Annotated in this window: 17 protein-coding genes; all 17 read right to left on the reverse strand. The window is 65.6% G+C overall.

All coding sequences use genetic code 11. The features are described 5' to 3' along the window. Position 1: 1 nt before the first annotated feature. The gene (locus EDC62_RS04125) at positions 2 to 433 is read right to left on the reverse strand and encodes a DUF2147 domain-containing protein (protein WP_124220700.1); all 432 of its coding nucleotides are present in this window, start codon (positions 431 to 433) and stop codon (positions 2 to 4) included. A gap of 63 nt (positions 434 to 496) precedes the next feature. Next, positions 497 to 2293, reverse strand: a complete 1797-nt coding sequence (locus tag EDC62_RS04130; protein WP_124220703.1) for an acyl-CoA dehydrogenase C-terminal domain-containing protein — start codon at positions 2291 to 2293, stop codon at positions 497 to 499. Positions 2294 to 2341: 48 nt separating this feature from the next. Next, positions 2342 to 2953: a TetR/AcrR family transcriptional regulator gene (locus EDC62_RS04135; RefSeq protein WP_245968756.1), complete on the reverse strand. Its 612-nt coding sequence runs from the start codon at positions 2951 to 2953 to the stop codon at positions 2342 to 2344. Positions 2954 to 3163: 210 nt separating this feature from the next. Then, positions 3164 to 4027 carry a fumarylacetoacetate hydrolase family protein gene (locus EDC62_RS04140; RefSeq protein WP_124220709.1) on the reverse strand — a complete coding sequence of 288 codons (864 nt, stop codon included), beginning with the start codon at positions 4025 to 4027 and terminating at the stop codon, positions 3164 to 3166. A 69-nt stretch (positions 4028 to 4096) separates the two neighbouring features. Next, positions 4097 to 4729 carry a nucleoid occlusion factor SlmA gene (slmA, locus tag EDC62_RS04145; protein ID WP_124220711.1) on the reverse strand — a complete coding sequence of 211 codons (633 nt, stop codon included), beginning with the start codon at positions 4727 to 4729 and terminating at the stop codon, positions 4097 to 4099. 67 nt (positions 4730 to 4796) lie between these two features. After that, on the reverse strand, positions 4797 to 5690 hold the full coding sequence (gene argB / locus EDC62_RS04150; RefSeq protein WP_124221152.1) for an acetylglutamate kinase: 894 nt from the start codon (positions 5688 to 5690) through the stop codon (positions 4797 to 4799). Between the two features lie 228 nt (positions 5691 to 5918). Then, entirely contained in the window at positions 5919 to 7283 is a 1365-nt protein-coding gene (locus EDC62_RS04155; RefSeq protein ID WP_124220714.1) for a TolC family outer membrane protein, read from the reverse strand. 3 nt (positions 7284 to 7286) lie between these two features. After that, positions 7287 to 8702 (reverse strand): HlyD family type I secretion periplasmic adaptor subunit, encoded by a 1416-nt coding sequence (locus EDC62_RS04160; protein ID WP_245968731.1) that lies wholly within the window; start codon positions 8700 to 8702, stop codon positions 7287 to 7289. A gap of 36 nt (positions 8703 to 8738) precedes the next feature. Further along, positions 8739 to 10466, reverse strand: a complete 1728-nt coding sequence (locus tag EDC62_RS04165) for a type I secretion system permease/ATPase (RefSeq protein WP_124220716.1) — start codon at positions 10464 to 10466, stop codon at positions 8739 to 8741. A 39-nt stretch (positions 10467 to 10505) separates the two neighbouring features. Further along, positions 10506 to 12260: a type I secretion system permease/ATPase gene (locus EDC62_RS04170; protein WP_124220719.1), complete on the reverse strand. Its 1755-nt coding sequence runs from the start codon at positions 12258 to 12260 to the stop codon at positions 10506 to 10508. Positions 12261 to 12262: 2 nt separating this feature from the next. Next, positions 12263 to 12910 (reverse strand): hypothetical protein, encoded by a 648-nt coding sequence (locus tag EDC62_RS04175; protein WP_124220721.1) that lies wholly within the window; start codon positions 12908 to 12910, stop codon positions 12263 to 12265. 102 nt (positions 12911 to 13012) lie between these two features. Then, complete coding sequence (locus EDC62_RS04180; protein WP_124220724.1) at positions 13013 to 13480, reverse strand: hypothetical protein; 468 nt, start codon at positions 13478 to 13480, stop codon at positions 13013 to 13015. A gap of 51 nt (positions 13481 to 13531) precedes the next feature. Further along, positions 13532 to 13741: a hypothetical protein gene (locus EDC62_RS04185; protein ID WP_124220726.1), complete on the reverse strand. Its 210-nt coding sequence runs from the start codon at positions 13739 to 13741 to the stop codon at positions 13532 to 13534. 11 nt (positions 13742 to 13752) lie between these two features. Continuing rightward, positions 13753 to 15333 carry a methyltransferase regulatory domain-containing protein gene (locus tag EDC62_RS04190; RefSeq protein ID WP_245968732.1) on the reverse strand — a complete coding sequence of 527 codons (1581 nt, stop codon included), beginning with the start codon at positions 15331 to 15333 and terminating at the stop codon, positions 13753 to 13755. 388 nt (positions 15334 to 15721) lie between these two features. Beyond that, on the reverse strand, positions 15722 to 16339 hold the full coding sequence (locus tag EDC62_RS04195; protein ID WP_124220728.1) for a DUF3782 domain-containing protein: 618 nt from the start codon (positions 16337 to 16339) through the stop codon (positions 15722 to 15724). Between the two features lie 93 nt (positions 16340 to 16432). Beyond that, positions 16433 to 17407, reverse strand: a complete 975-nt coding sequence (locus EDC62_RS04200) for a transposase (RefSeq protein WP_245968733.1) — start codon at positions 17405 to 17407, stop codon at positions 16433 to 16435. A 433-nt stretch (positions 17408 to 17840) separates the two neighbouring features. Next, a complete protein-coding gene (locus EDC62_RS04205; protein WP_124220732.1) occupies positions 17841 to 20399 on the reverse strand; it encodes a beta strand repeat-containing protein in 2559 nt (852 codons plus the stop codon). Positions 20400 to 20479: the final 80 nt, after the last annotated feature.

Raw genomic sequence — 20479 nt, forward strand, 5'->3', positions numbered from 1 at the left:
GTTACTGCACGCGCACCCAGACCTGGGTGCGGTAGAAGGGGCCGATGTAGCCGCGCACCTGCAGCTTCTTGCCGTCTTCGATCGGGGTCATGCGCAAGGTGTATTCCTTGCCGTTTTCGGGGTCGAGGATCTTGCCGCCCTCCCACACGAGGTCGTCGGGCGACTTCTTCGCGCCGCGGATGATCTCGAGGCCGACCTTCGGCTGGCCTTTGCGGTCATCCGTGCAGGCGGTGCAGTTGGGCTCGGCGCTTTGAATCAGCGCGCGCTCGATGCGACCGTGCAGCGCGCCCGAGGGCGTCGCAGCGATGCGGATCTCGGCCTTGGCTTCGCCGGTCTTGTCGTCGATGTTCCGCCACAGGCCCTCGGGCGTGAGTTGCGCCCAAGCCAGCCCTGAAAATGCTACAAAACCAAGAGCAAACAAAGACCGTTTCATGCTGGCGTTCCCCCAAAAACGTTGAAAAACGGCCGCCACGCGTCGGCAGCGGCCCCTGAGGCCTCACGCCAAAGCCAGCTCCGTCTCCATCAGCGGCGCCGCACCCGCGCGGGCCGTGCGCATGAGCGAGGCGGTTTCAGGGAAGAGCTTGGCAAAGTAGAAGCGCGCGGTTTGCAGCTTGGCGGCGTAGAACGGATCGGTGTTGCCCGCAGCGATCTCGCGCAGCGCCACCTGCGCCATGCGCGCCCAGAAGTAGCCAAACACCAGGTGCCCGGCCACGCGCAGGTAGTCCACCGCAGCGGCGCCGATTTCATCGGGGTTTTGCATGCCTTTGAAGCCGATCTCGGTCGTGAACTTGGTCATCTGGTCGCCCAGCATGGCGATCGGATTGATGAACTCGGCCATCTTCTCGTTGACGCCCTCTTCCTCGACCAGCTGCGCGACGAGCTTGCCAAACTTCTTGAGCGTCGCCCCGTTGTTCGACAGCACCTTGCGGCCCAGCAGGTCGAGCGCCTGGATGGTGTTCGTACCTTCGTAGATCATGTTGATGCGCGCATCGCGCACGAACTGCTCCATGCCCCACTCTTTGATGTAGCCGTGGCCGCCAAAAACCTGCTGACACATCATGGTGGCCTGCCAGCCGTTGTCGGTCAGGAAAGCCTTGGTGATGGGCGTGAGCAGCGAGAGCATTTCCTCGCTGTCCTTGCGCACCTTCTCGTCAGGGTGGAAATGCACCTTCTCGAGCAGCACCGAGCAGAAGATCGCCAGCGCGCGTCCGCCCTCGGCGTAGGCCTTGGCGGTCAGCAACATCTTGCGCACATCCGGGTGCACGATGATCGGGTCGGCCGGCTTGTCCTTGGCCTTCGGACCCGAGAGGCTGCGCATCTGCAGGCGATCCTTGGCGTAAGCCAGGGCGTTCTGATAGGCCACCTCGGTCAAGCCGAGCGACTGATTGCCCACGCCCAGGCGCGCCGCGTTCATCATCACGAACATCGCCTGCATGCCTTTGTTCGGCTGGCCGACCATGGTGCCGACGGCGCCATCGAGCACCATCTGACAGGTCGCGTTGCCGTGGATGCCCATCTTGTGCTCGAGGCCCGCGCAGAAGATGGCGTTGCGCTCGCCGAGGCTGCCGTCGGCGTTGACCCGGAACTTGGGCACGATGAAGAGGCTGATGCCCTTGATGCCGGGCGGCGCGTCGGGCAGGCGCGCGAGCACCAGGTGCACGATGTTCTCGGCGAGGTCGTGCTCACCGGCGCTGATGAAAATCTTCGTGCCCGTGAGTTTGTAGGTGCCGTCGGCTTGTGGCTCGGCCTTGGTGCGCAACAGGCCCAGGTCGGTGCCGCAATGCGGTTCGGTCAGGCACATCGTGCCGGTCCACTCGCCGCTGGTCATCTTGGGCAGATAGGTGTGCTTTTGCTCGGGCGTGCCGTGCGCTTCGAGCGCGGCATAGGCACCGTGCGTCAGACCGGGGTACATGGTCCAGGCCTGGTTGGCCGAGTTCATCATCTCGTACAGGCACTGGTTGACCACGAACGGCAGACCCTGGCCGCCGAATTCGGGGTCGCAAGACAGCGCCGGCCAGCCGCCAGCGACATAGGTCTGATACGCCTCCTTGAAGCCCTTGGGCGTCGTGACCTCGTGGGTCTCGCGGTTGAGCTGGCAGCCTTCGGTGTCGCCGCTGATGTTGAGCGGAAAGATCACTTCGCTCGCGAACTTGCCGGCCTCTTCGAGGATGGCGTTGATGGTGTCGACGTCGATGTCCGCATGCCGGGGCATCGCACGAAATTCATCGGTGACCTTGAACAACTCGTGCATGACGAACTGCATGTCACGCAGGGGTGGGTTGTAAATCGGCATGGCAGACTCCTAGAGAAAAAGGAAACGGAAAAGGGAAATCGCAACGAACTAGCCCGCTCGGCCGTAGCGCGCGAGCACATCGTCAAAACCGGTCATGGCCCGCTCGACGGCGCCGGCGCGGCGCAGGAATCGGGCCTCGTAGTGCAGGGCCAGAATCAGCCCGTGGATCGCAAACGCCACCTGGTGCTCATCAGCGTCGGCTCTCAGGTGCCCTTCCTCGCGCGCCTGGACGATGGCGCGCACGACCGCCGCCTGCCAGATGCTCACCGACTCGACGAGCGCATCGCGCACCGGCCCGGGCCGGTCGTCGAAATCGACCGCCCCGCTGATGTAGATGCAGCCCGAATCGATCTCGGCCGAGGTGCGGCGCATCCAGTTCGCAAACAGCGCGCGCAAACGCGGCAGCCCGCGCGGCTCACGCATCGCGGGGAAGAAAACCTCGTCTTCGAAGCGGCTGTGGTATTCGCGGATGACCGAAATCTGCAGTTCTTCGCGCGACCCGAAGTGGGCAAAGACGCCGGACTTGCTCATCCCCGTGAGCTCGGCCAGCGCGCCGATGCTCAAGCCTTCGAGCCCGACCTGCGCCGCCAGACCGAGCGCGGCGTCGAGGATCAGCGCCCGCGTCTGCTGCCCCTTGCCCCGCGCACGCGGCGCAACCATGCGCCCGGCATGGGCGACCCGTTTGAGATGCGGCTTTGCTGCAGTGGCCATGGCGCGTGCAAAAATCCCGGTTGACGAACCGCCCAAAAGCGAACGGTCGTTCTATTCTGCAGCAATTGCGCTCGGACGCCAAACTTTCTGCAGGTTCTAGAGTGCGGCGTCTAGGATTTTTGGCAGAGCCAGCGCACGCGGCGCACCGGCCCGCGGGGTTCAGCGCGCGAAGGGAATCACCGCCTGCTGCTGCTCGCCCAGCCCGTCGATGCCCAGCCGCAGCACATCGCCGGGCTTGAGAAAGCGCGGCGCGGGCTTGCCATCCCGACGCTGGCCCATACCAACCCCGGGCGGGGTGCCGGTGGTGAGGATGTCACCCGGCTCGAGCGTCATGAACTGGCTGACGTAACTGATCAGCTTGGCGACGCCAAACACCATCGTGCGTGTGTTGCCACTCTGCATGCGCTCCCCGTTGAGCTCGAGCCAAAGGCCGAGCCGCTGCGGGTTGGGCACCTCGTCGCGCGTCACCAGCCAAGGCCCGACGGGCCCGAAGGTGTCGCAACCCTTGCCCTTGTCCCAAGTGCCGCCGCGTTCGAGTTGGAACGCGCGCTCACTGACATCATTGACGACGCAATAACCCGCGACATGCGCGAGCGCCTCCTTTTGCGTCACGTAGCGAGCGCGCGTGCCGATGACCACGCCCAGCTCGACCTCCCAGTCGGTTTTTTTCGAGCCTTTGGGCAACATCACCGGGTCGTTCGGCCCCTGGATGCAGCTCGTCGCCTTCATGAACACCACCGGCTCGGTCGGCAGCGGCATCCCCGCCTCGGCGGCGTGGTCTGCGTAATTGAGGCCGATCGCGATGAACTTGCCCACCTGCGCCACCGGGCAGCCCAGTCGGGGCCGCCCGCGCACCCAGGGCAGCCGCTGCGCATCGAGCCGGCACAGCCGCGCCAGCACCGCCGGCGCCAGCACCGCGCCGCCGATGTCCGGCACCACCGCGCTCAAGTCCCGAAGCCGCCCTTCGGCGTCGATCAATCCGGGTTTTTCCTGACCCCAGGGGCCAAAACGCACCAACTTCATCGCACGCCTCCTCATGAGAACCAAATCTTGCCTTCGCCACCGCGAATCGGCACTTGATCGCTATAAATCTCAGAGCATCAACAACAGGCTCTCGGCCAAGGCCTCGGTCGGCGAGCGCCGAAAGCCCGAGCGCACATAACGCTGCACCCGGCCCATCGCAAAAGCCAGCAACACCCCCGCGCGGATCTGCGCCGCGGCCGTCGGCGCCGGCTGAGCGTCCGCCTCGGCCGCCGAGCGCGCGCACTGGCGCAACTGGGCTTCGAGCTTGTCGAAAAACAGCGTCATGCGCTGCTGCAGCCGTTGATGCTCGAGCACCAGGGCGTCACCGGCCATCACGCGGGCCATGCCAGGGTTCTTCTCGGCAAAGCGCAGCACCACCGAGACGATCTGCGCAGCCTGCTCCTGCGGCGGCGCGCCGCGCTGCGCGATCTGCGCCACCAGCCCAAAGATCGACTGCTCGATGAATTCGATCAGCGCCTCATACATCTGCGCCTTGCTCGCGAAGTGGCGGTACAGCGCCGCCTCGCTCACGCCGAGTCGCTGCGCGAGTGCCGCAGTCGTCACGCGCTCGGCCCCCGGTGCCTCGAGCATGGTGGCGAGCATCTGCAAAATCTGCACGCGCCGCTCGCCGGGCGGCGGCCGACGGCGCCCCGGCGCGGCCGTCGTGGACCCGGGCTCGGGACTGTCCGGCGTTTCAGCCATGGTCGTTCGGCAACGGAGGGTTCACAGCCGTCGTCTCGAAAGGCAGGGCGTTCGCGTCCGGCGCATCTCAGTGCGAGCGGATCATGGTGCCAAACGCCTGATCGGTGAGGATTTCGAGCAGCAAGGCATGCGGCACGCGCCCGTCGATGATGTGCACCGCATGCACCCCGCTCTTGGCCGCCTCGAGCGCGCCGCTGATCTTGGGCAGCATCCCGCCCGAAATCGTGCCGTCGGCAAACAGCGCGTCGATCTCGCGCGCGCTCAGGTCGGTGAGCAGCTCGCCCGCCTTGTTGAGCACGCCGGGCGTGTTCGTGAGCAGCACCAACTTTTCCGCACCCAGCACGATCGCGAGCTTGCTCGCCACCACGTCGGCGTTGATGTTGTAGCTCTCGTTGTGCTCGCCAAAGCCAATCGGGCTCACCACCGGAATGAAAGCGTCGTCCTGCAAGGCCTTGACCACGCTCGGGTCGATCGACACGATGTCCCCGACCTGCCCCACGTCATGCTCGATCGATGGGTCTTTCGCGTCGAGCATGCGCAGCTTCTGCGCGCGGATCATGCCGCCGTCACGCCCGGTCAGCCCCACCGCCTTGCCGCCAGCCTGGTTGATGAGGCCGACGATGTCTTGCTGCACCTCGCCAGCGAGCACCCATTCGACCACTTCCATCGTCTCGGCGTCGGTCACGCGCATGCCCTGCACGAACTCGCCTTTCTTCCCCAGACGATTGAGCGCCGTCTCGATCTGCGGCCCACCGCCGTGCACCACCACCGGGTTCATGCCAACCAGTTTGAGCAACACCACATCCTCGGCAAAGTCCGCCTGCAACGCGGGATCGGTCATTGCGTTGCCGCCGTATTTGATGACCAAGGTCTTGCCGTGAAACCGGCGGATGTAAGGCAGCGCCTGCGCGAGGATTTCCGCCTTGTCGCGCGGGTCGATGTTGGAGAGCGTGTCGGCCATCTGTTGCATGGAAGCTCGAAAGTCGGGTTGCTGGGGGGCGCGGCAAAGCGCGCCAACGAACGCTTAGGCAACGCTGAATAAGTTCCTGCGATGGCGCGCGCCCGGCTGCGGGATGGGATGCGAGGCGCAAACCGCAGCCATAGCCGCAGCTATGGCGAGGATTTGCAACGACGCAGACCGCCCGCAGCCGGGATGCGCGGCGCGCGAGGGACTTGTTCAGCGTTGCCCTTATTGTGCCGCGAGGCTCACCGGCGCTGACCCATCGAGCCAGGCATTGACGCCCTCGACCGTCGCGAGCGGCTCTTTGCCTGCGAGCGCATGCAGCCGCACCCAAGCACCGATGAACTCCAGCCGGGCCTGCGACAAATCCCGCAGCGCGGTTTGCCACTGCTGCTCGCTGCGTGCGATATCGAGCAAAGTGCGGCTGCCTGCGCGGTAGGACTTGCGGTTCGACTCCAACGCCCGCTCGGCCGAGCGCACCGCCTGCTCCAGCGCGCGCACCCGAGAGACGCCCTCGACCACGCCTCGGTACTCCTTGTGCACCCGCAAATCGAGGTCGCGCAGCGCCGCGTCCAGCGTCTCCTGCGCGCGCTGCAGCTCGGCCAGCGCCTGCCGCGCCGTCGAACTCACATAGCCCCCCGAATACAGCGGCACGGTCAGCTGCAAACCAAGCGAGCGGTTGAGGTACGCGCTCTTGGGGCTGGTCACGTTTTCGCTCGCGCTGCGCGTCAGTTGCAAAGCCAAGTCGAGCGTGGGCTGATGCCCGGCCTGCGCCTTGTCCGCCTCGAGCCGCGCGGCCTCCACCCGCGCCCGAAGCGACGCGATCTGCGGGCTTTGCTCCTGCGCCCACCGCTGCCACGTCGCCAGATCTTCCGCCGGCGGCTTGAGGCCCAACGCCCCCACCGCCAGCGGCGCGAGGCGATCCACCGGCTGCTGCACCAGGCTTTCGAGCTGCCGGCGCGTGTACTGCAGGTTTTCCTCGGCCTGCACCTGCAGCGCCTTGGCCTGGTCGAGCTGGGCCTGCGCCTCGTCGATGTCCGTGACCGTCCCCGACCCCGCCTCGAACGCCCGGCGCGCCAACGCGAGCTGCGTCTGCGCCGCCTGCTGCTGTACCTGCACCAGTCGCCACTGATCCAGCGCGAGCAAAGCCTCCAAGTACGCTTGCGTCACCCGCACCGTCAGGTTCTGCCGCTCGCTCTCAAAACTGCCTTGCGCGTCTGCGACGAAATACCGGCTTTGCTCCAAGCCCAACAACAAGGGCTTGCGGTAGATCGGCTGCCGCACGCTCAGCGTTTGGTTGTAGCTGAAATATTTCTCGTTGCGGCTCGACTCCTGCCCCAGGATGTTGGGCTGCGTGCTGTTGAGGTCGTTGGTGTAGCGGCTGGCGCTCAAACTCGCCTGCGGCAGCAATTGCGCCCGGGCTTGCTCGATGCGCTCCTGCGCCGAATCCACACCGGCACGCGCCGCGCGCAGCTGCGGATCGCGCTCCAGCGCCGCCTGAAAACTCTGCAACAAATCGATCGCACCGGCCGGCACGGCCAGCAGCGCCCATGCGGCGGCGGCCGCGACGGCCCGAATGTGGCTGGGGCGCATCGCTCACTCCTCCTTCAACGAGGCTGCCAGACGCTTGGTCAGCGGATGCAGCAAATACGTCAGCAAGGAACGCTCGCCGGTCTTGATCACCACTTCCGCCGGCATCCCCGGCTGCAAATGCCGGTTGCCCAGCGTCTTCATCCCCTCGGGCGTCACCCGGATGCGCGCCAAGTAATACGCAACCTGCGGCGCCTGCGGATCCACCAGCACATCCTTGGACACCGACACCAGCTCGCCCCCCACCACGAGCTGCGGCGAGTGTGCGAACGCCGAGAAGCGCACATCGGCCATCAAGCCCGGGTGCACCTTGTCGATCAGGTTCGGGGCGATGCGCGCCTCGAGCAACACCGGCTCGTCGTCGGGAACCACATCCATCAAGCGCTGCGCCGGCTGAATGACCGCGCCCGCCGACTGCACGACCAGCCCCACCACCTGCCCAGTCGCCGGCGCACGCACTTCGATGCGGCTCAGATCCGACTTTGCGGCGATGAATTTCTGCTCGTCGGCCTCGACCTCACGGCTCACGTCCGCCAGCTGACCTTCGACCTCCTTGCGGTACTCCTGCGTGCGAGCCAACGCCCGCTGGCGCAGCTCCGCGATGGCCTGCTGGGCGCGGGCGGTGTTGCCCAGCAAATCGGAAATCGCTGCATTCGACTCGGCCACCATCCGCTCGAGCTCGAGCTGCCGGTTGCGCGGCGCGTAGCCTTCGGCCACCAAACCGCGCGTCTGGCCCAACTCGTCGGTCAATAACGCCAGCTGCTGCCGCCGCTGGGTCAAGATGCGCCCGTATGAATCGATCAGCGCCTGCTGACCCTTGATCGACTCCTCGATGCCCTGCAAATCCGCCGCCAGCGCCGCGCGCCGCGCGCGGAACAACTGCTGCTGCGTCTCCCACTGGCTGCGGATGCCCGGGTCGGAGAGTGCTTCCTTCAAATCCGGATGCGGCGTCAGCGCCGACTGGCCCAGCTGCTCGGCGCGCAGCCGCGCCTCGATCGCCCGCAAACCCAGGTAGCGCTGCCGCACCGACTCAAAATTGGCCCGCGCCACATCGGGGTCGAGCCGCAGCAGCACCTCGCCCTCCTTCACCGACTGGCCTTCGCGCACCAACACATCGCGCACGATGCCGCCGCTTGGGTGCTGCACCGGTTTGCGCTTGCTGTCGAGCACCACCATGCCCGGGCTCGGCACCCCTTCGTCCAGCGGCGCAAACGCCGCCCAAAGCAAAAAGCCCGCAAACCCGAGCACCAAAGCCCAGCGCCCCACCCGCGCGCCGCGGCCCAGGTCCACGCGCAGCGGCTCCTCATGGACGACCTCAGGCTGGGCCTCAGGCCGTCCGTCGGCATTCCCTCGCGGCAGCAAGGGCTGCGCGCCATTCATTCCATCGTGCTTCATCGCCATCGTCTCATTCCGTTCCAACATCGTTTCTTCTCGGGCTGCCGTTCAATCGGGGCTGCGTCAGCCCGGCGCGGGCGCTGCGGCCGCCGACACCGCGGCGCGGGCCTGCGCCTGCTGCAGGGCCTGCACCACCGCGTCGCGCGGCCCTGCGGCCACGATGCGGCCGTCGCCCATCACCACCAGGCGGTCGGCCACGGCCAAAGCCGTCGGCCGGTGCGAAATCAACAGCACCGTGCGTCCCCGCGCCTTGCAGCCCCGCACCGCCTCAAGCAATGCCGCCTCGCCCGCCTCGTCGAGGTTCGAATTCGGCTCATCGAGCACCAGCACCGCCGGGTCGTGATAGAGCGCCCGCGCAAGGCCAATCCGCTGGCGCTGCCCGCCGGTCAGCACGCCGCCGCCGGGGCCGATCGGCGTGTCGTAGCCCTTGGGGAAGTGCAAAATCAAATCGTGCAGGCCCGCGCGCTGCGCCGCCTCGATCACGCCCGCGCTGTCGATCTCGCCAAAACGCGCGATGTTCTCGGCCAAAGTGCCCTCGAACAACTCCACATCCTGCGGCAGATAGCCCAGGTGCTCGCCCAGCTCGTTGCGGTCCCAGCCCGAAACCGGCAGCCCGTCGAGCAACACCTCGCCGCTCACCTGCGGCCAAATGCCGAGCATCACCCGCGCCAGCGTGGACTTGCCCGAGCCCGACGGCCCCACCAGCACCGTCACCGTCCCCGCCGGTAAATCCAGATCGATGCCTTTGAGGATCGGCTCGGCCCGTCCTTGCGCGGTCGCCACCACCCCGCGCAGCTGCAGCTCGCCGCGCGGCGTCACGCGCCGCAAAGCCGGGTCGCGCTCGGGATAGCGCTCCAGCAGATCCTCCAGCCGCCGATAAGCCGCCAGCGCCCCGGAAAAACTGCGCCACGCCCCGACCAGCATGTCTATCGGCGCCAGCGCCCGGCTCATCAGCACGTTGCCCGCGATCATCCCTCCCGGGGTCATCTGCCCATCGATCACCAGCAGGGCACCCGTGCCCAAGGCCAGCGACTGCTGGCTGTAGCGGATGAACTTGCTCCAGGCGCTGATTCGATGCGTGAGCGCCTGCGCCGCCTCGTGCTTGTGCACGTACTGCTCGTGGCGGCGCAGCCATTGCGTGCGCAACGGCCCGAGCATGCCCAGCGCCTCGACCACCTCGGCGTTGCGCAGCTTGCCTTGCATGTAGGCGCTGGCTTCCTGCAGCGCCAGGCCCGCTTCCTCGTTCGGGCGCACGCTGCGCCGGTGCCCAAACCACACCAGCGCAAACTGCACCAGCGCAAACAGTACCGCCGCCGCGCCCAGCAGCGGATGCAGCAAAAACAGCACCGCCAGATAAATCGGCGTCCACGGCGCATCGAACAACGCCAGGATGCCCGTGCCGGTCAGAAACTGCCGAATCTCCACCAGGTCCGTGAAGACCCGCCGCGGGCTCTGGTCTGCCTCGTTGAGGTAAGCCTCGAAACTCGCATGAAACACCCGCGTACTCAACAGCGCATCCAGCCGCATACCCGCACGCACCAGCAGCCGCGAACGCAGCCACTCGGCCGTCGACATCACGGCCAACATCGCCAGCGCCAGCAAAGACACGAACAACAGCGTGAGTTCACTGTGGCTCGCCAGCACGCGGTCATACACCTGCAACATGTAGATCGTCGGCGTGAGCATCAGCAAATTCGCCAACATGCTCAGCACACCCACCCACACGAACTCGCGCCGGAACCGCCACAACACGGTGGCCAACTCGGACCGCATCTTTTTTTCGGGTTTCATCTTTTCATCCGATTTTTTTTCTGCCGACCCGGCTGCTCTTCAGGCTGCGGGACGCGGTGCCATCGCCCCCGATGCTGCCGGCTGCTGCGGCTGCTGCGGCTGCGCGGCCTGCCGCAGCGCCTGCAACACATCGTCGCGTGGGCCAAACATCTGCTGCGTGCCGTCGCGCAAGACCAAAACCTTGTCCGCCACGCCCAATAGGCTCACGCGATGCGTCATCACGACAAAGGTCGTGCCGCGCTGCTTGGCCTGCACGATCGCCTGCGCCAGCGCCGCCTCGCCCTGATCGTCCAAACTGGAATTGGGCTCATCGAGCACCACGAACACCGGGTCGCCAAACAGCGCGCGCGCCAAGCCCACGCGCTGCCGCTGCCCACCCGACAGCACCGCGCCGTCGCGGCCGATCGGCGTGTCGTAACCCTGCGGCAGTGCCATGATGAACTCGTGCAGGCCCACCGCCCGGGCCGCGGCTTCCACCTGCGCCCGGCCCGCCTCGGTGAAGCGTGCGATGTTCTCGCCGATCGTCCCCTCGAACAGCTCCACATCCTGCGGCAGATAGCCGATATGAGCACCCAACTCGGCCTTGTTCCAGGTGTGCACATCCACCCCGTCGAGCCGCGCCTTGCCGCCCATCGACGACCACAAGCCCACGAGCACCCGGGCCAGGGTGGTCTTGCCTGCGGCCGACGGCCCCACCACCGCCAGCACCTCGCCCGGAGCCAACGCAAACTGCACCCCCCGCAACACCGTGTTCTGCGTCCCCGGTGCCACCGCCAGCAGCGGCTCGACCGTCAAGTGCCCGCGCGGCGCGGGCAAAGGCATGCCCACGGGCGCCGCCGGCACCAGCGTGAGCAGACCCGCCAGCCGCTGCCAGGCGTCGCGCACCTGCACCACGCTGCGCCACTGCGTGACGATCTGCACCAGCGGCGCGAGTACCCGCCCGCCCAGAATCGAGGCGACGATCATCAAGCCCGCGCCGCCGTGGAGTTCATTGCGCAGCAGCAGCCAAGCCGCCAGCCCCAAGAGTGCCGAGCTCAGCACCTGTTGCAGCCATTTCGACGCCGTCTGCAGCAGCCCGGCCGCATCCGACGCCTCGGCCTGGAAACGCAGCATCTCGCGTTGGCGCTCGATCCACCGTTGGTAGACGTTGCGCAGCATCCCCATCGCTTCGATCACCTGCGCGTTGCGCATCGAGCTCTCGGCGTAACGGTTGGCCTCGATCGCCGCACGGTTGGCCGCACTCAGCGGCGGCTGCGTGCTGCGCTCGGTCAGCCAGGCCAAGCCCGTCTGCGCTACCGCACCGAGCAGCGCCACCCACCCAAGCACCGGGCTCATCAGAAAAATCAGCAGCAAAAACACCAGCGCCGCGGGCAACTCGGGCAGCGCCAACAGCGCGGGGGAACTGAAAAAGTCCCGCACCGTGCGCAAATCCTGCAGCGCCTGGACCGACCCCGCCGGGTGGCGCATGCGGTTGGCCACGAAGGCCGCATCGAACAAGCGGGTGGACAGCGCCGCCTCGAACCGGGTACCGGCCTGGTGCATCAGTGTGTGCCGCGCCCACTCGAGCAACTCCATCACCGCATAAATCGCCAACACCAACACGGTCAGCATCGCCAGCGTCAGGTGACTGCGGCTGTTGACCACCCGGTCGTAGACCTCGAGCATGTAGACCGAGGGTGCCAGCACCAAAAGGCTCGCCACGGCGCCGTACAGCGCGGCGCGGCGCACGAAGGGAAGCAAGGGCTCGAGCGCCTGCCGCAACTCGGCGGTGCCCGGGTTTGGGGTTGGCTTCATGCCTACGGCTCCAAGACTTGTACGAATTCGGGAATCGGCGTGCGGCCCGGTGCGGGCGCAGCCTCGGGCTGCGCAGCCGCCGCAGCCGGGGCCGGGGCAGAGGCGAACGCAGGGGCAAAACGGATCGTCAGCGCGAACTGGCCATCCCGGTCGCGCGTCAGCACCACCTCCTGCAGCTTTTCTTCATGAAAGCGGCGCTCAGCCTGCGGGTCCAGACGAAGATCGAAGCGCATCCGGCCATCGAGCGTGTACATCGACAACTGGCCGCCCTTGAGGCTCAAGGTGTGCCGGTCGAAATACACCGGGCAATCGTCGCCAAACCGCAGCAAAGGCAAAGGCCGCGTGCCCAGGCGCGAGAGATGAAACGGGCTTTGCGGGTTCTGGAACACCAGCCGGCAGGTGCGCGACACCGCATAGATCGCGTTGCACACCAGCTGCGACCCCGCCGCCGGGAACTGCTGCCGCAGCGCCTGATACGCCATGCGGTGCAGCGCCACGCGCTCCCACACCCGGGTCTGCTGCACCAGCGGCGCCAGCGCGTTGCACATCTGCGCAAACAAAGCCTGCAAGGCCAGCAGCCGACGGGTCTGCTCCTCATCGGTCTGCAGCGGCACCCGAAGCACGGGCGTGGGGTGGGAAACAGATTTCATATATGTGGACTTCGGACCGCACTGTAACACGGCCCGCGGGCCACTCGGCCGCACCCGCCCGTTTGCGCTGCTCGCCGCAGCCGCGGCACACAAAGCCCGGACTTACGAGCCGCTGCCCAGCCACGACGGCCAGTCCGGCCGGTCGAGCCAACCCGCTTGCCGGCACTGACGGGCCCGCAACTCGATGACCGCGTGCGAATCCTTGCGGGTCAGCTCACCCTGCACGGATCGGCCCGAGCCGCTCAACCGAACCAGACTGCTCAGCGCGGTCACTTGGACGGTCACGGCTTCGAGCATGCCCACCTGCTCGGGCGGCGGAGGCGGCGGCCCACCCGGCTGCGGGCCATCGACCTCGAGTGAAAGGCCGTGCTCCATCGCCAAATCGCGCGGCAGGGCAAGCCCGGGCAAGGGCAATTCCGGCAAGGCCACGGCGCCGAGCTTTTCCAGCCACCCCGTCACCCACTGCAGCGTCAAGCGCCGCGTCAGCCACCAGCTCAGCTGCGCGTCTGGGTAACGCACCGTCAGGCACAGCCGATCCGCGGCCACAACATAGGCCAGCTGCAGATTCATCGTCCCCCACAGTCCGCAGCGGCGACGCGCGCCGTGCAAGGACACGCCCGATCAACCCAGCAGCAGCAAGACATTCATCCCTGCCATTTCCGGCTCGGCCACTCCGACCACCGTGATAACCTCGTCTCTCGGGTCAGCCGCATGCAGATAGGCCCCCTCAGCCAGGGGAAGCCAGCCCATCGCATCAGCCGCCAAGGCCACGAGCTCCGCGTCGCGCTCGACATCCGAGAGCAGCGAGGCGGCCCCTGCCTCGGGTTTCATCAACGGGCCCGTCATGCGATCTGCAAGGCCTTCAAGAGGGGCAGGCGTTGCTCAGCAAAGGCTTGCGCCTGCCGCGTCAGTTCAGCCAGGTTTTCTTCGGCGCTCTCCAGCGCCTGACCGTCTTTGATCAACCGCTGCCCTTGGGCCGAAAGCAGCTGCCACGCCATGCTCGCCCAGTCTGGCGGCGTCTTGTGCCCCTGTTGGCGCGCCAGCAGGAACAGTTGGTGAAACCGGGGCACCGCGATGCCGCCGCCGGTCACGGGGCTGGCGAGATAGCTCAGCTCTTGGCGACTGCGAGCCAGCATCATCAGATGGGAATTGAGCCGCTCGGTGCGTTTTTTGGCGCGCTGAATGCTGGCTTCGTCTTGAGCCGGCAGCAGCACGCCGGCACCGGTGAGCACCGCCACCGCTTCGCGCAACTGCCCAAAGCCCAGGCCAGCCGCCTGCAGCCCCTGCTCGAGCTGGGCCAGGGTTTTGGGCTTGTGGTCGGCCAGTTGATCGAGGATCGGGCCGTAGACGGCCGCCTGCAAGTCCGCCTCGCCCAGCGCGCCGTTGACCTTGAGACGCACCTCGGCGCGTGGCTGTACCAGCACCACGCGCTGCGCCCGCAGTGCCTCCCACTGCTCGAGCGCGGTGAGGCGACGCGCGCCTTTGACCCAAAAATCCTTCCTGAACTGCTGGTTGACGCAAAAGTCCCGCACCATCTGGCGCAGCAACGGGTCCGGAATGCGGTCGAGCAGCGTGCGCTGCTGCGGCGTGAGATTGATCGCGTCCAACGTGTCGAGCAGATTCGCCGAACACGCCCATTGCAGCTTGGCGCTTTCGAGAGCCTGGCCCATCTGCGCCACGCTCATCGGATGCCAGTCGCGGTTGAAGTACTCATGCGCGAGGTAGTGGCGGTTTTGCTCCTGGATACGCTTGAGGCGTTCGGGAATTTGCGGGTTCGCACGGGCAAAAGCCGGGTTGGTGGCCAGCAAGTCTTGGGCAAAACCCAGCGCCGCGTCGATGCGCGGCACGATGCCTGCGCCTTCGGCGCCCATGGCCTGAGCGTACTCCAGCAAAAGCTCGCGCATCGGCACCATGGCGGCCCAGCCGGGTTGGGCGTTGTAGCTGATGTAGAGCACACCGCCCACTTTGAGCTTGCGCCGGATGAAGTCGACAATCACCGCGCGGTTCGCATCCGAAATCCAGCTCCAAATACCGTGCAGGCCGATGTAGTCGAAGTCCGGCAGGTCGGTGCGGGCACAAAACTCGGCAAACGCTTGGTCCGACAGCTGCGCACCGTTGTCGCCGACTGCGGCCAGCTCTTGCGCAAAAGCCGCTTGGGCCGGGTTGAAGTCGGTGCCATGCCAGGCCACCGCCGAAGCGGCTGCATGCAGATTGATGCTCATGCCCTGGCCAAAGCCCAGCTCACAGGCCGTGCGCACCTCGGGCGCGACCCAAGCCGCGTAGCGCAGTGCCGCTTGAGCGTGCAAGGGATTGAGTTCGGCGTAGTAGCCGTGGGTATAAGTGATGTCGGCGACGTAGCCAGCGGTCCAGTCGGTCATCATGCGTTCGGGTTTCTTCTTGGGCATTTTTGCGAGGTAGCCCATCCAACCAGCAGCTCCAACGCTCGCCCGCTCCGTCGGCCGTGGTGTGCCTCAGCCCCAAGGGCCGCCGCAGTGACGGGGCTCGGTCCGATGAGTAGCCGGATGATAAACCTGGACACTGGCGCCTCCGGATCTCCGGACGAATCACAAGCCCAGAGCGCCGGGGTGTCGGCACCGATCCAGTGTCCGTTGGGGGCAGCCACTTCGCTGATCGTCCAGCGCTTTGCTTTTGCACAGGAGGATGGTTTCGGTACTCGGGTTACCGATGCCGTTGCTCTTTGGCGTCGGTTATCTGCTTGGCCGCTGGCGCAACCGCTGCTGGCCGCACCATGCAAAGGTCGGCGCTGCCGCAGCAGCATCCTCTCAACCAACGCCGGCTGTTGTTCGCAGCTCACCACACCCGCGGTGCAAAGCCAGGGTCGTTCTTGAGTGCCACCGTCTCGCCCGATGGGGCCAGCACCCAGAGCCCGGCGGCCTGTGCTGCCTCGATAGCATCCTCATCGACCACTATCCCGGCCACCGCCCCATGAACCCGCATGTCAGCATACTTTGGCAGCAGCCGCTTGAACTTGTTCATCCGTTCGACATGCCGCTCGACCTCCTCGCGCGTCAGGCGGCTTTTGCACTCGACCGCCACAGCAGTGTCGCCGTCAACCACCAAGAGGGCGACCTCGATCGCCTCGCCAGCACGACGCGAGGTCACGCGGCGATGGACCTCGCTGACATCGAGCCCGCGCGCCCGAAAGAGGTCCACCAGCGCGGGTTCGACCATCGCCTCGACGAACTCGCCCAAGCGGTTGCCCAGGTCGCCAAAGCGGCGTGAGAGCTTGTCGAAGCGCTCGAAGACTTCGCGCATCTTGCGGTCGGTCTCGCGCATCTGCGCTTCGGTCTCTTGGAATTTACGGTCGGTTTCCTGGAACTTGCGGTCGGTTTCCTTGCTTTGGATGGCGAGTTCTGCCAGGAGGGCCTTGATCTCGTCCCAGCTCATCTCGGCGGCGGTGGCGCTCATCGACGTCTCTCCCCGGATTGCATGGCTTCATTCTCGCACAGCCACCACCGGCGCCCTTGACAAGGCAAGAAAATCGGGAATCGCAAAACGACACTACGCCGCTTGACTCTCAAACACCCGATTGGCCGCTTTCATCCCGCGCAAGAACTTCGCCTGCCGCCGGGCGGCAAGCTCGACCAATGCCGCCGGCTTGCCGATGGCGCTGCCGAATGCTTTCAGCAAGCTCGCGGCATGTTCGATGAACGCCTCCGTGTCGATGCCCAGGCGCTCCAGGAGTTTCGGCGTCTTCTCGGGGATGAAGCCGCGCTTCTTGGGGTGCACGCATCGGCCCAGTGTTTCGATGAGGTCAATGTAATCCTCGAAGGCGAAGGGTATCGCCCAATCTTCACGCCCTGTCGCATCGAAAGGAAGCAAGGGGGCCGGCGTCAGTCCTGCCATCGCCGCTTCGTTCGTGTCGAGGGTGGCGCAAGCCTTGCTCGCCGCAGGCGCTTCCTGAGCCGCCGCGACCTCTGCTGCGTCGTGCCTGACGACCACGCTTTCAGGGGCCGCAAGGATAGACGGCGCCTGCATCGTCGCGATCGCGTGCTGGACGCGCTCTTCCACCACCTGCGGCTGCAGGCGCGCTTGCACGCTGGTGTAGTCGCTGGCTTCCGGGGTCTTGGCCATCCCGGCGCGGATCGGATTGAGATCGACATAGGCCATTGCCGCGAGCAGCGCCTGCTCATCCAGAAGCGCCTGGCTCTTGAAGCGACCTTCCCAGAAGCGGCCTTTCACTTGGTCCTCCTGGTTCGCCAGCCGCGCAATCCCCTCGTTGAGCACCCGCATGTACCAGGACAAATCCGCCAAGCGGGCGCGGTAAAGCTGCGCCCATTCCTGCACCCGCGCCAGCTCCGCCGCACCCAACTCGACCCGGGTGCACGGATCGAGGTACCGCCGAACCAGCAGGGGGCCGGTGAAAAGCTGCGTCCATCGCATGAGCACCTCGTCATCGCTCAGGGCCTGCGCGCGCTGGGCATCGACCCGGAGCACGATGTGGTAGTGGTTGCTCATCACCGCATAAGCGGCCACATCGATGGTAAAGACCGAGGCGAGCTGCCGGATGCGCGCTTCGATCCAACCGCGCCGGTGGTCGAAGTTCTTGCCCGTGTGGGCGTCCTCACCACACAGGAAAGCACGCCGCACGCAGCGGCTGACCACGTGATACCACGCGGTGTCGGAGAGCGAAACCAGAGTTGAGCGGGGGCGGGTCATGGGCGAAGGATGGCAGAGCAGAGAATCATGCAGTTGTCTTCTCAGGTGGCGTGTTCGAAGGAAAGCTCGTAGTGTCAATAGTAAGTGGGTGTCCTTTATTTATTCATTTCACCAGTAAGTGGGTGTCCTCGTTGCCGACGCCCGTGCCGGGCGCACATAAAAAACCCCGCCCTTCTTGCGAGGGGCGGGGTGCGGATGCCAAGCATGCGCCCGCGTCGTGTGACAGGCGCAAACGACTTGACAATCGGAGTTAGAGCACGAAGTTTCCAGCCACCAGACCGGAGGTCACACCGGTGAGCTGGATGGCCATGTCGGCGCTTGTGAGCGCTGCATCACCGTCAACGTCGATGTAGAGCGTAGAGGTCGAGCTGTCGAACACAGCGTTGGTTTTGTTATTGTTGACCAATGCAGTCAGAACAGCACCATAGCCATTCGCGATTCCGAGGAATTGACCTGCCGTGCCGGAAATCGCGGACACATCAATCACATCACCGCCCGCTCCCACCTGGAAGTTGGTGATGACGTCCACCTTGGTGCCTTGGGAATCGGTCGCAGCGGTGTATACGTAGGTATCCACGCCGGTGCCGCCGGTCATGATGTCCTTGCCGCTGCCGCCGGTGATGCTGTTGGTACCATTGCCTGCGTTGATGGTGTCGTCACCCGCGCCGCCGGTGATGGTGTCGTTGCCGGCACCCGTGACGATAGTGGCGGACTTGGTGGCTCCTACCGTAGAGGCATTGAATGTGGTGTTGGTATCGCCGCCGGTCAGGGTGACGCTGCCTGTGCCGACCGTGGTGACGGAAACCGCCCCCTTGGTCACACCGCTGGTGTTGATGGTCTCCAGCGCCGTGCTGCCGGCGCTGAGGGTCAGGGTCACGCCGGCGTCACCCGTGACATTCAGGGTCTTGGCGTTGGCCGCATCCAGCGTCAGGGTGTGAGCGATGGTGCCGCTGGGCGTGGCCGCGGAATCGTCGGTGTTGAGGTTGACGGTTTCGACGTTGGCGACGGTCACGGTTTGCGCGCTGATGCTTGCCGTATTCGAGATGGCCAGGTTGATGATGTCACTGGAGTTGCTCGCAGCGCCCGCAACGTTGATGGTGGTGGATGTGCCGGCAGTCTGCCCTGTCGTCCAGGTCACCGTGCCGTTGGTGGCCAGGTTGTCGAGCGTCAAGTTTTGACCAATGTTCGCCGACACCCGCACATCGGCGATGTTGTCGAGGTTGGCGAGGTTGACCGACACTGCCGCACCGGCGGCACCGCTGATGTCCAGGCGCTCGAAGCCGTCGATGGAATTGGCGAAGGTGGAGCTTGCGGTCGCGGTGGCCGCGTCATCAGCGTCCATGGAAATCGTGTCGGTGCCATCGCCGCCTTTGAGGCTGCCACCGCTGCCCAAGGCCGTCACGCCGGTGGTGATGACGACCGTGTCATCGCCCTTGCCCATGTCGATGGTCTTGGTGGTGGCGCCGACTTCGACCTTGTCCTTGCCGTCACCACCGGTGAAGGACACGCCGGTGCCCAGCGCGGTGGTGATGGTCACCCCGGCGGTGTTGGTGGAGGTGATGCCCGTCACCGAACCCGGAGCGGCGGTCAGGGTCACGGCCGCGTCACCCGCGAAGGACAGGCTGGTCGCAGCAGCTGCGGTCAGGCCGATGCTGGACGCTTTGCTCGATCCCGTAATCGCCACCGCGGTTGCGGTGTTGTCCTGAATGGCGGCCCCACCCGTGACGTTGTTCACCGTCACATTCAGCGTGCGCGTACCCGCCGCGGCGGTAACAGTGGCGTTTTGGTTGGTATTGGCCAGCGACAGGCTGGTCAGCGCATCCGACGTGATGGTTGCGGCGCCGGAATTGCCATCGATGGAGACCGAGGCGAGCGTGTCGGTGGTAGCGGCATCGCTTACCGTAACACTAGCGGCATTCTTGACCGTCACCGACGTGGCGTTGCCCTTGGTGTTGATGGTCACATTTTGGGCCGTGCTGTTGAGGTCCTGGTACGTGACCGATTGCAGACCGCTGAGGCCTGCCAGGTTCAGGGTACTGGCTGCGCCGGTGGCGGCCTGGTAGATGAGGTTTTCGACGTTTTTGATGGTGGCGAGGTTAAAATTGGCGCCCGTACCGGTGTCACCGATGTATAGAGTGTCGTTGCCGTTGCCACCGTCGATCACGTCGCCCAGGGTCAGCGTGCTATGAGTGCCGTTAATCGTATCGTTGCCACTGGTACCGGGGACGTTATCCAGACCGGTAGTGAGCGTAAACGTCTGCCCCGTCGCCACACCGGCCAACACCGCGTCCAGCGCCGCCGGCGTCGACACGTCGGTCGTCGGCGTCACGCCGGCGATGACCGACTTAAGGACGGCCAGGTCAGTGGTGTCGCCAAGCTTGACTTCGGTGTAGTACCGCGCAACGGCCACTTGGTTGGCCAGCAGCTTGGCGGTGTTGCCCCAGTCGGGATCCGTCAAGGGCTTGTTGGCCAGGTTGGTGAAGATTTGGTAGATCACGTCGCCACGAGTCCAGCCGATATTGAGGGCAGCCTCGACGTCGGCCTTGGCTTGCGCCTTGGCGGCGGCGCTGGCGGAGGTGCCAACGACGTTTTCGATCAAGGCGTTCGCGAACTGCGCGTTCGTGTAGAAGTTGGGATACACCGAGGTGAACTGCGGCTTGGTGGTGTAGACGTTGACGATTTGCTTGGTCGTCATGCCGGCCGCGTAGGCGTCGGCGATTTGGTTCATGTAGGTGACGCCGGGGGCGGCACCAAAAGCGATGGCAAAGAACCGATAGGCATCGGTTTGTTGCTGAATGGTCATAGCCATGGGTTGCACTCCTGAAATGGAAAGGGAGGAATCGACCCCGCCGCGGCTAGACGGCCGCATGGGGACGCACCCATTGTATG

It is taken from the genome of Tibeticola sediminis, from assembly GCF_003843835.1.
GTDB lineage: Bacteria > Pseudomonadota > Gammaproteobacteria > Burkholderiales > Burkholderiaceae_C > Tibeticola > Tibeticola sediminis.

Coding starts and splice junctions, on each gene's coding strand:
- EDC62_RS04125 (WP_124220700.1), bottom strand. CDS start 433: ATGAAACGGTCTTTGTTTGCTCTTGGTTTTGTAGCATTTTCAGGGCTG.
- EDC62_RS04130 (WP_124220703.1), bottom strand. CDS start 2,293: ATGCCGATTTACAACCCACCCCTGCGTGACATGCAGTTCGTCATGCAC.
- EDC62_RS04135 (WP_245968756.1), bottom strand. CDS start 2,953: ATGGTTGCGCCGCGTGCGCGGGGCAAGGGGCAGCAGACGCGGGCGCTG.
- EDC62_RS04140 (WP_124220709.1), bottom strand. CDS start 4,027: ATGAAGTTGGTGCGTTTTGGCCCCTGGGGTCAGGAAAAACCCGGATTG.
- slmA (WP_124220711.1), bottom strand. CDS start 4,729: ATGGCTGAAACGCCGGACAGTCCCGAGCCCGGGTCCACGACGGCCGCG.
- argB (WP_124221152.1), bottom strand. CDS start 5,690: ATGGCCGACACGCTCTCCAACATCGACCCGCGCGACAAGGCGGAAATC.
- EDC62_RS04155 (WP_124220714.1), bottom strand. CDS start 7,283: ATGCGCCCCAGCCACATTCGGGCCGTCGCGGCCGCCGCCGCATGGGCG.
- EDC62_RS04160 (WP_245968731.1), bottom strand. CDS start 8,702: ATGTTGGAACGGAATGAGACGATGGCGATGAAGCACGATGGAATGAAT.
- EDC62_RS04165 (WP_124220716.1), bottom strand. CDS start 10,466: ATGAAACCCGAAAAAAAGATGCGGTCCGAGTTGGCCACCGTGTTGTGG.
- EDC62_RS04170 (WP_124220719.1), bottom strand. CDS start 12,260: ATGAAGCCAACCCCAAACCCGGGCACCGCCGAGTTGCGGCAGGCGCTC.
- EDC62_RS04175 (WP_124220721.1), bottom strand. CDS start 12,910: ATGAAATCTGTTTCCCACCCCACGCCCGTGCTTCGGGTGCCGCTGCAG.
- EDC62_RS04180 (WP_124220724.1), bottom strand. CDS start 13,480: ATGAATCTGCAGCTGGCCTATGTTGTGGCCGCGGATCGGCTGTGCCTG.
- EDC62_RS04185 (WP_124220726.1), bottom strand. CDS start 13,741: ATGAAACCCGAGGCAGGGGCCGCCTCGCTGCTCTCGGATGTCGAGCGC.
- EDC62_RS04190 (WP_245968732.1), bottom strand. CDS start 15,333: ATGGGCTACCTCGCAAAAATGCCCAAGAAGAAACCCGAACGCATGATG.
- EDC62_RS04195 (WP_124220728.1), bottom strand. CDS start 16,339: ATGAGCGCCACCGCCGCCGAGATGAGCTGGGACGAGATCAAGGCCCTC.
- EDC62_RS04205 (WP_124220732.1), bottom strand. CDS start 20,399: ATGGCTATGACCATTCAGCAACAAACCGATGCCTATCGGTTCTTTGCC.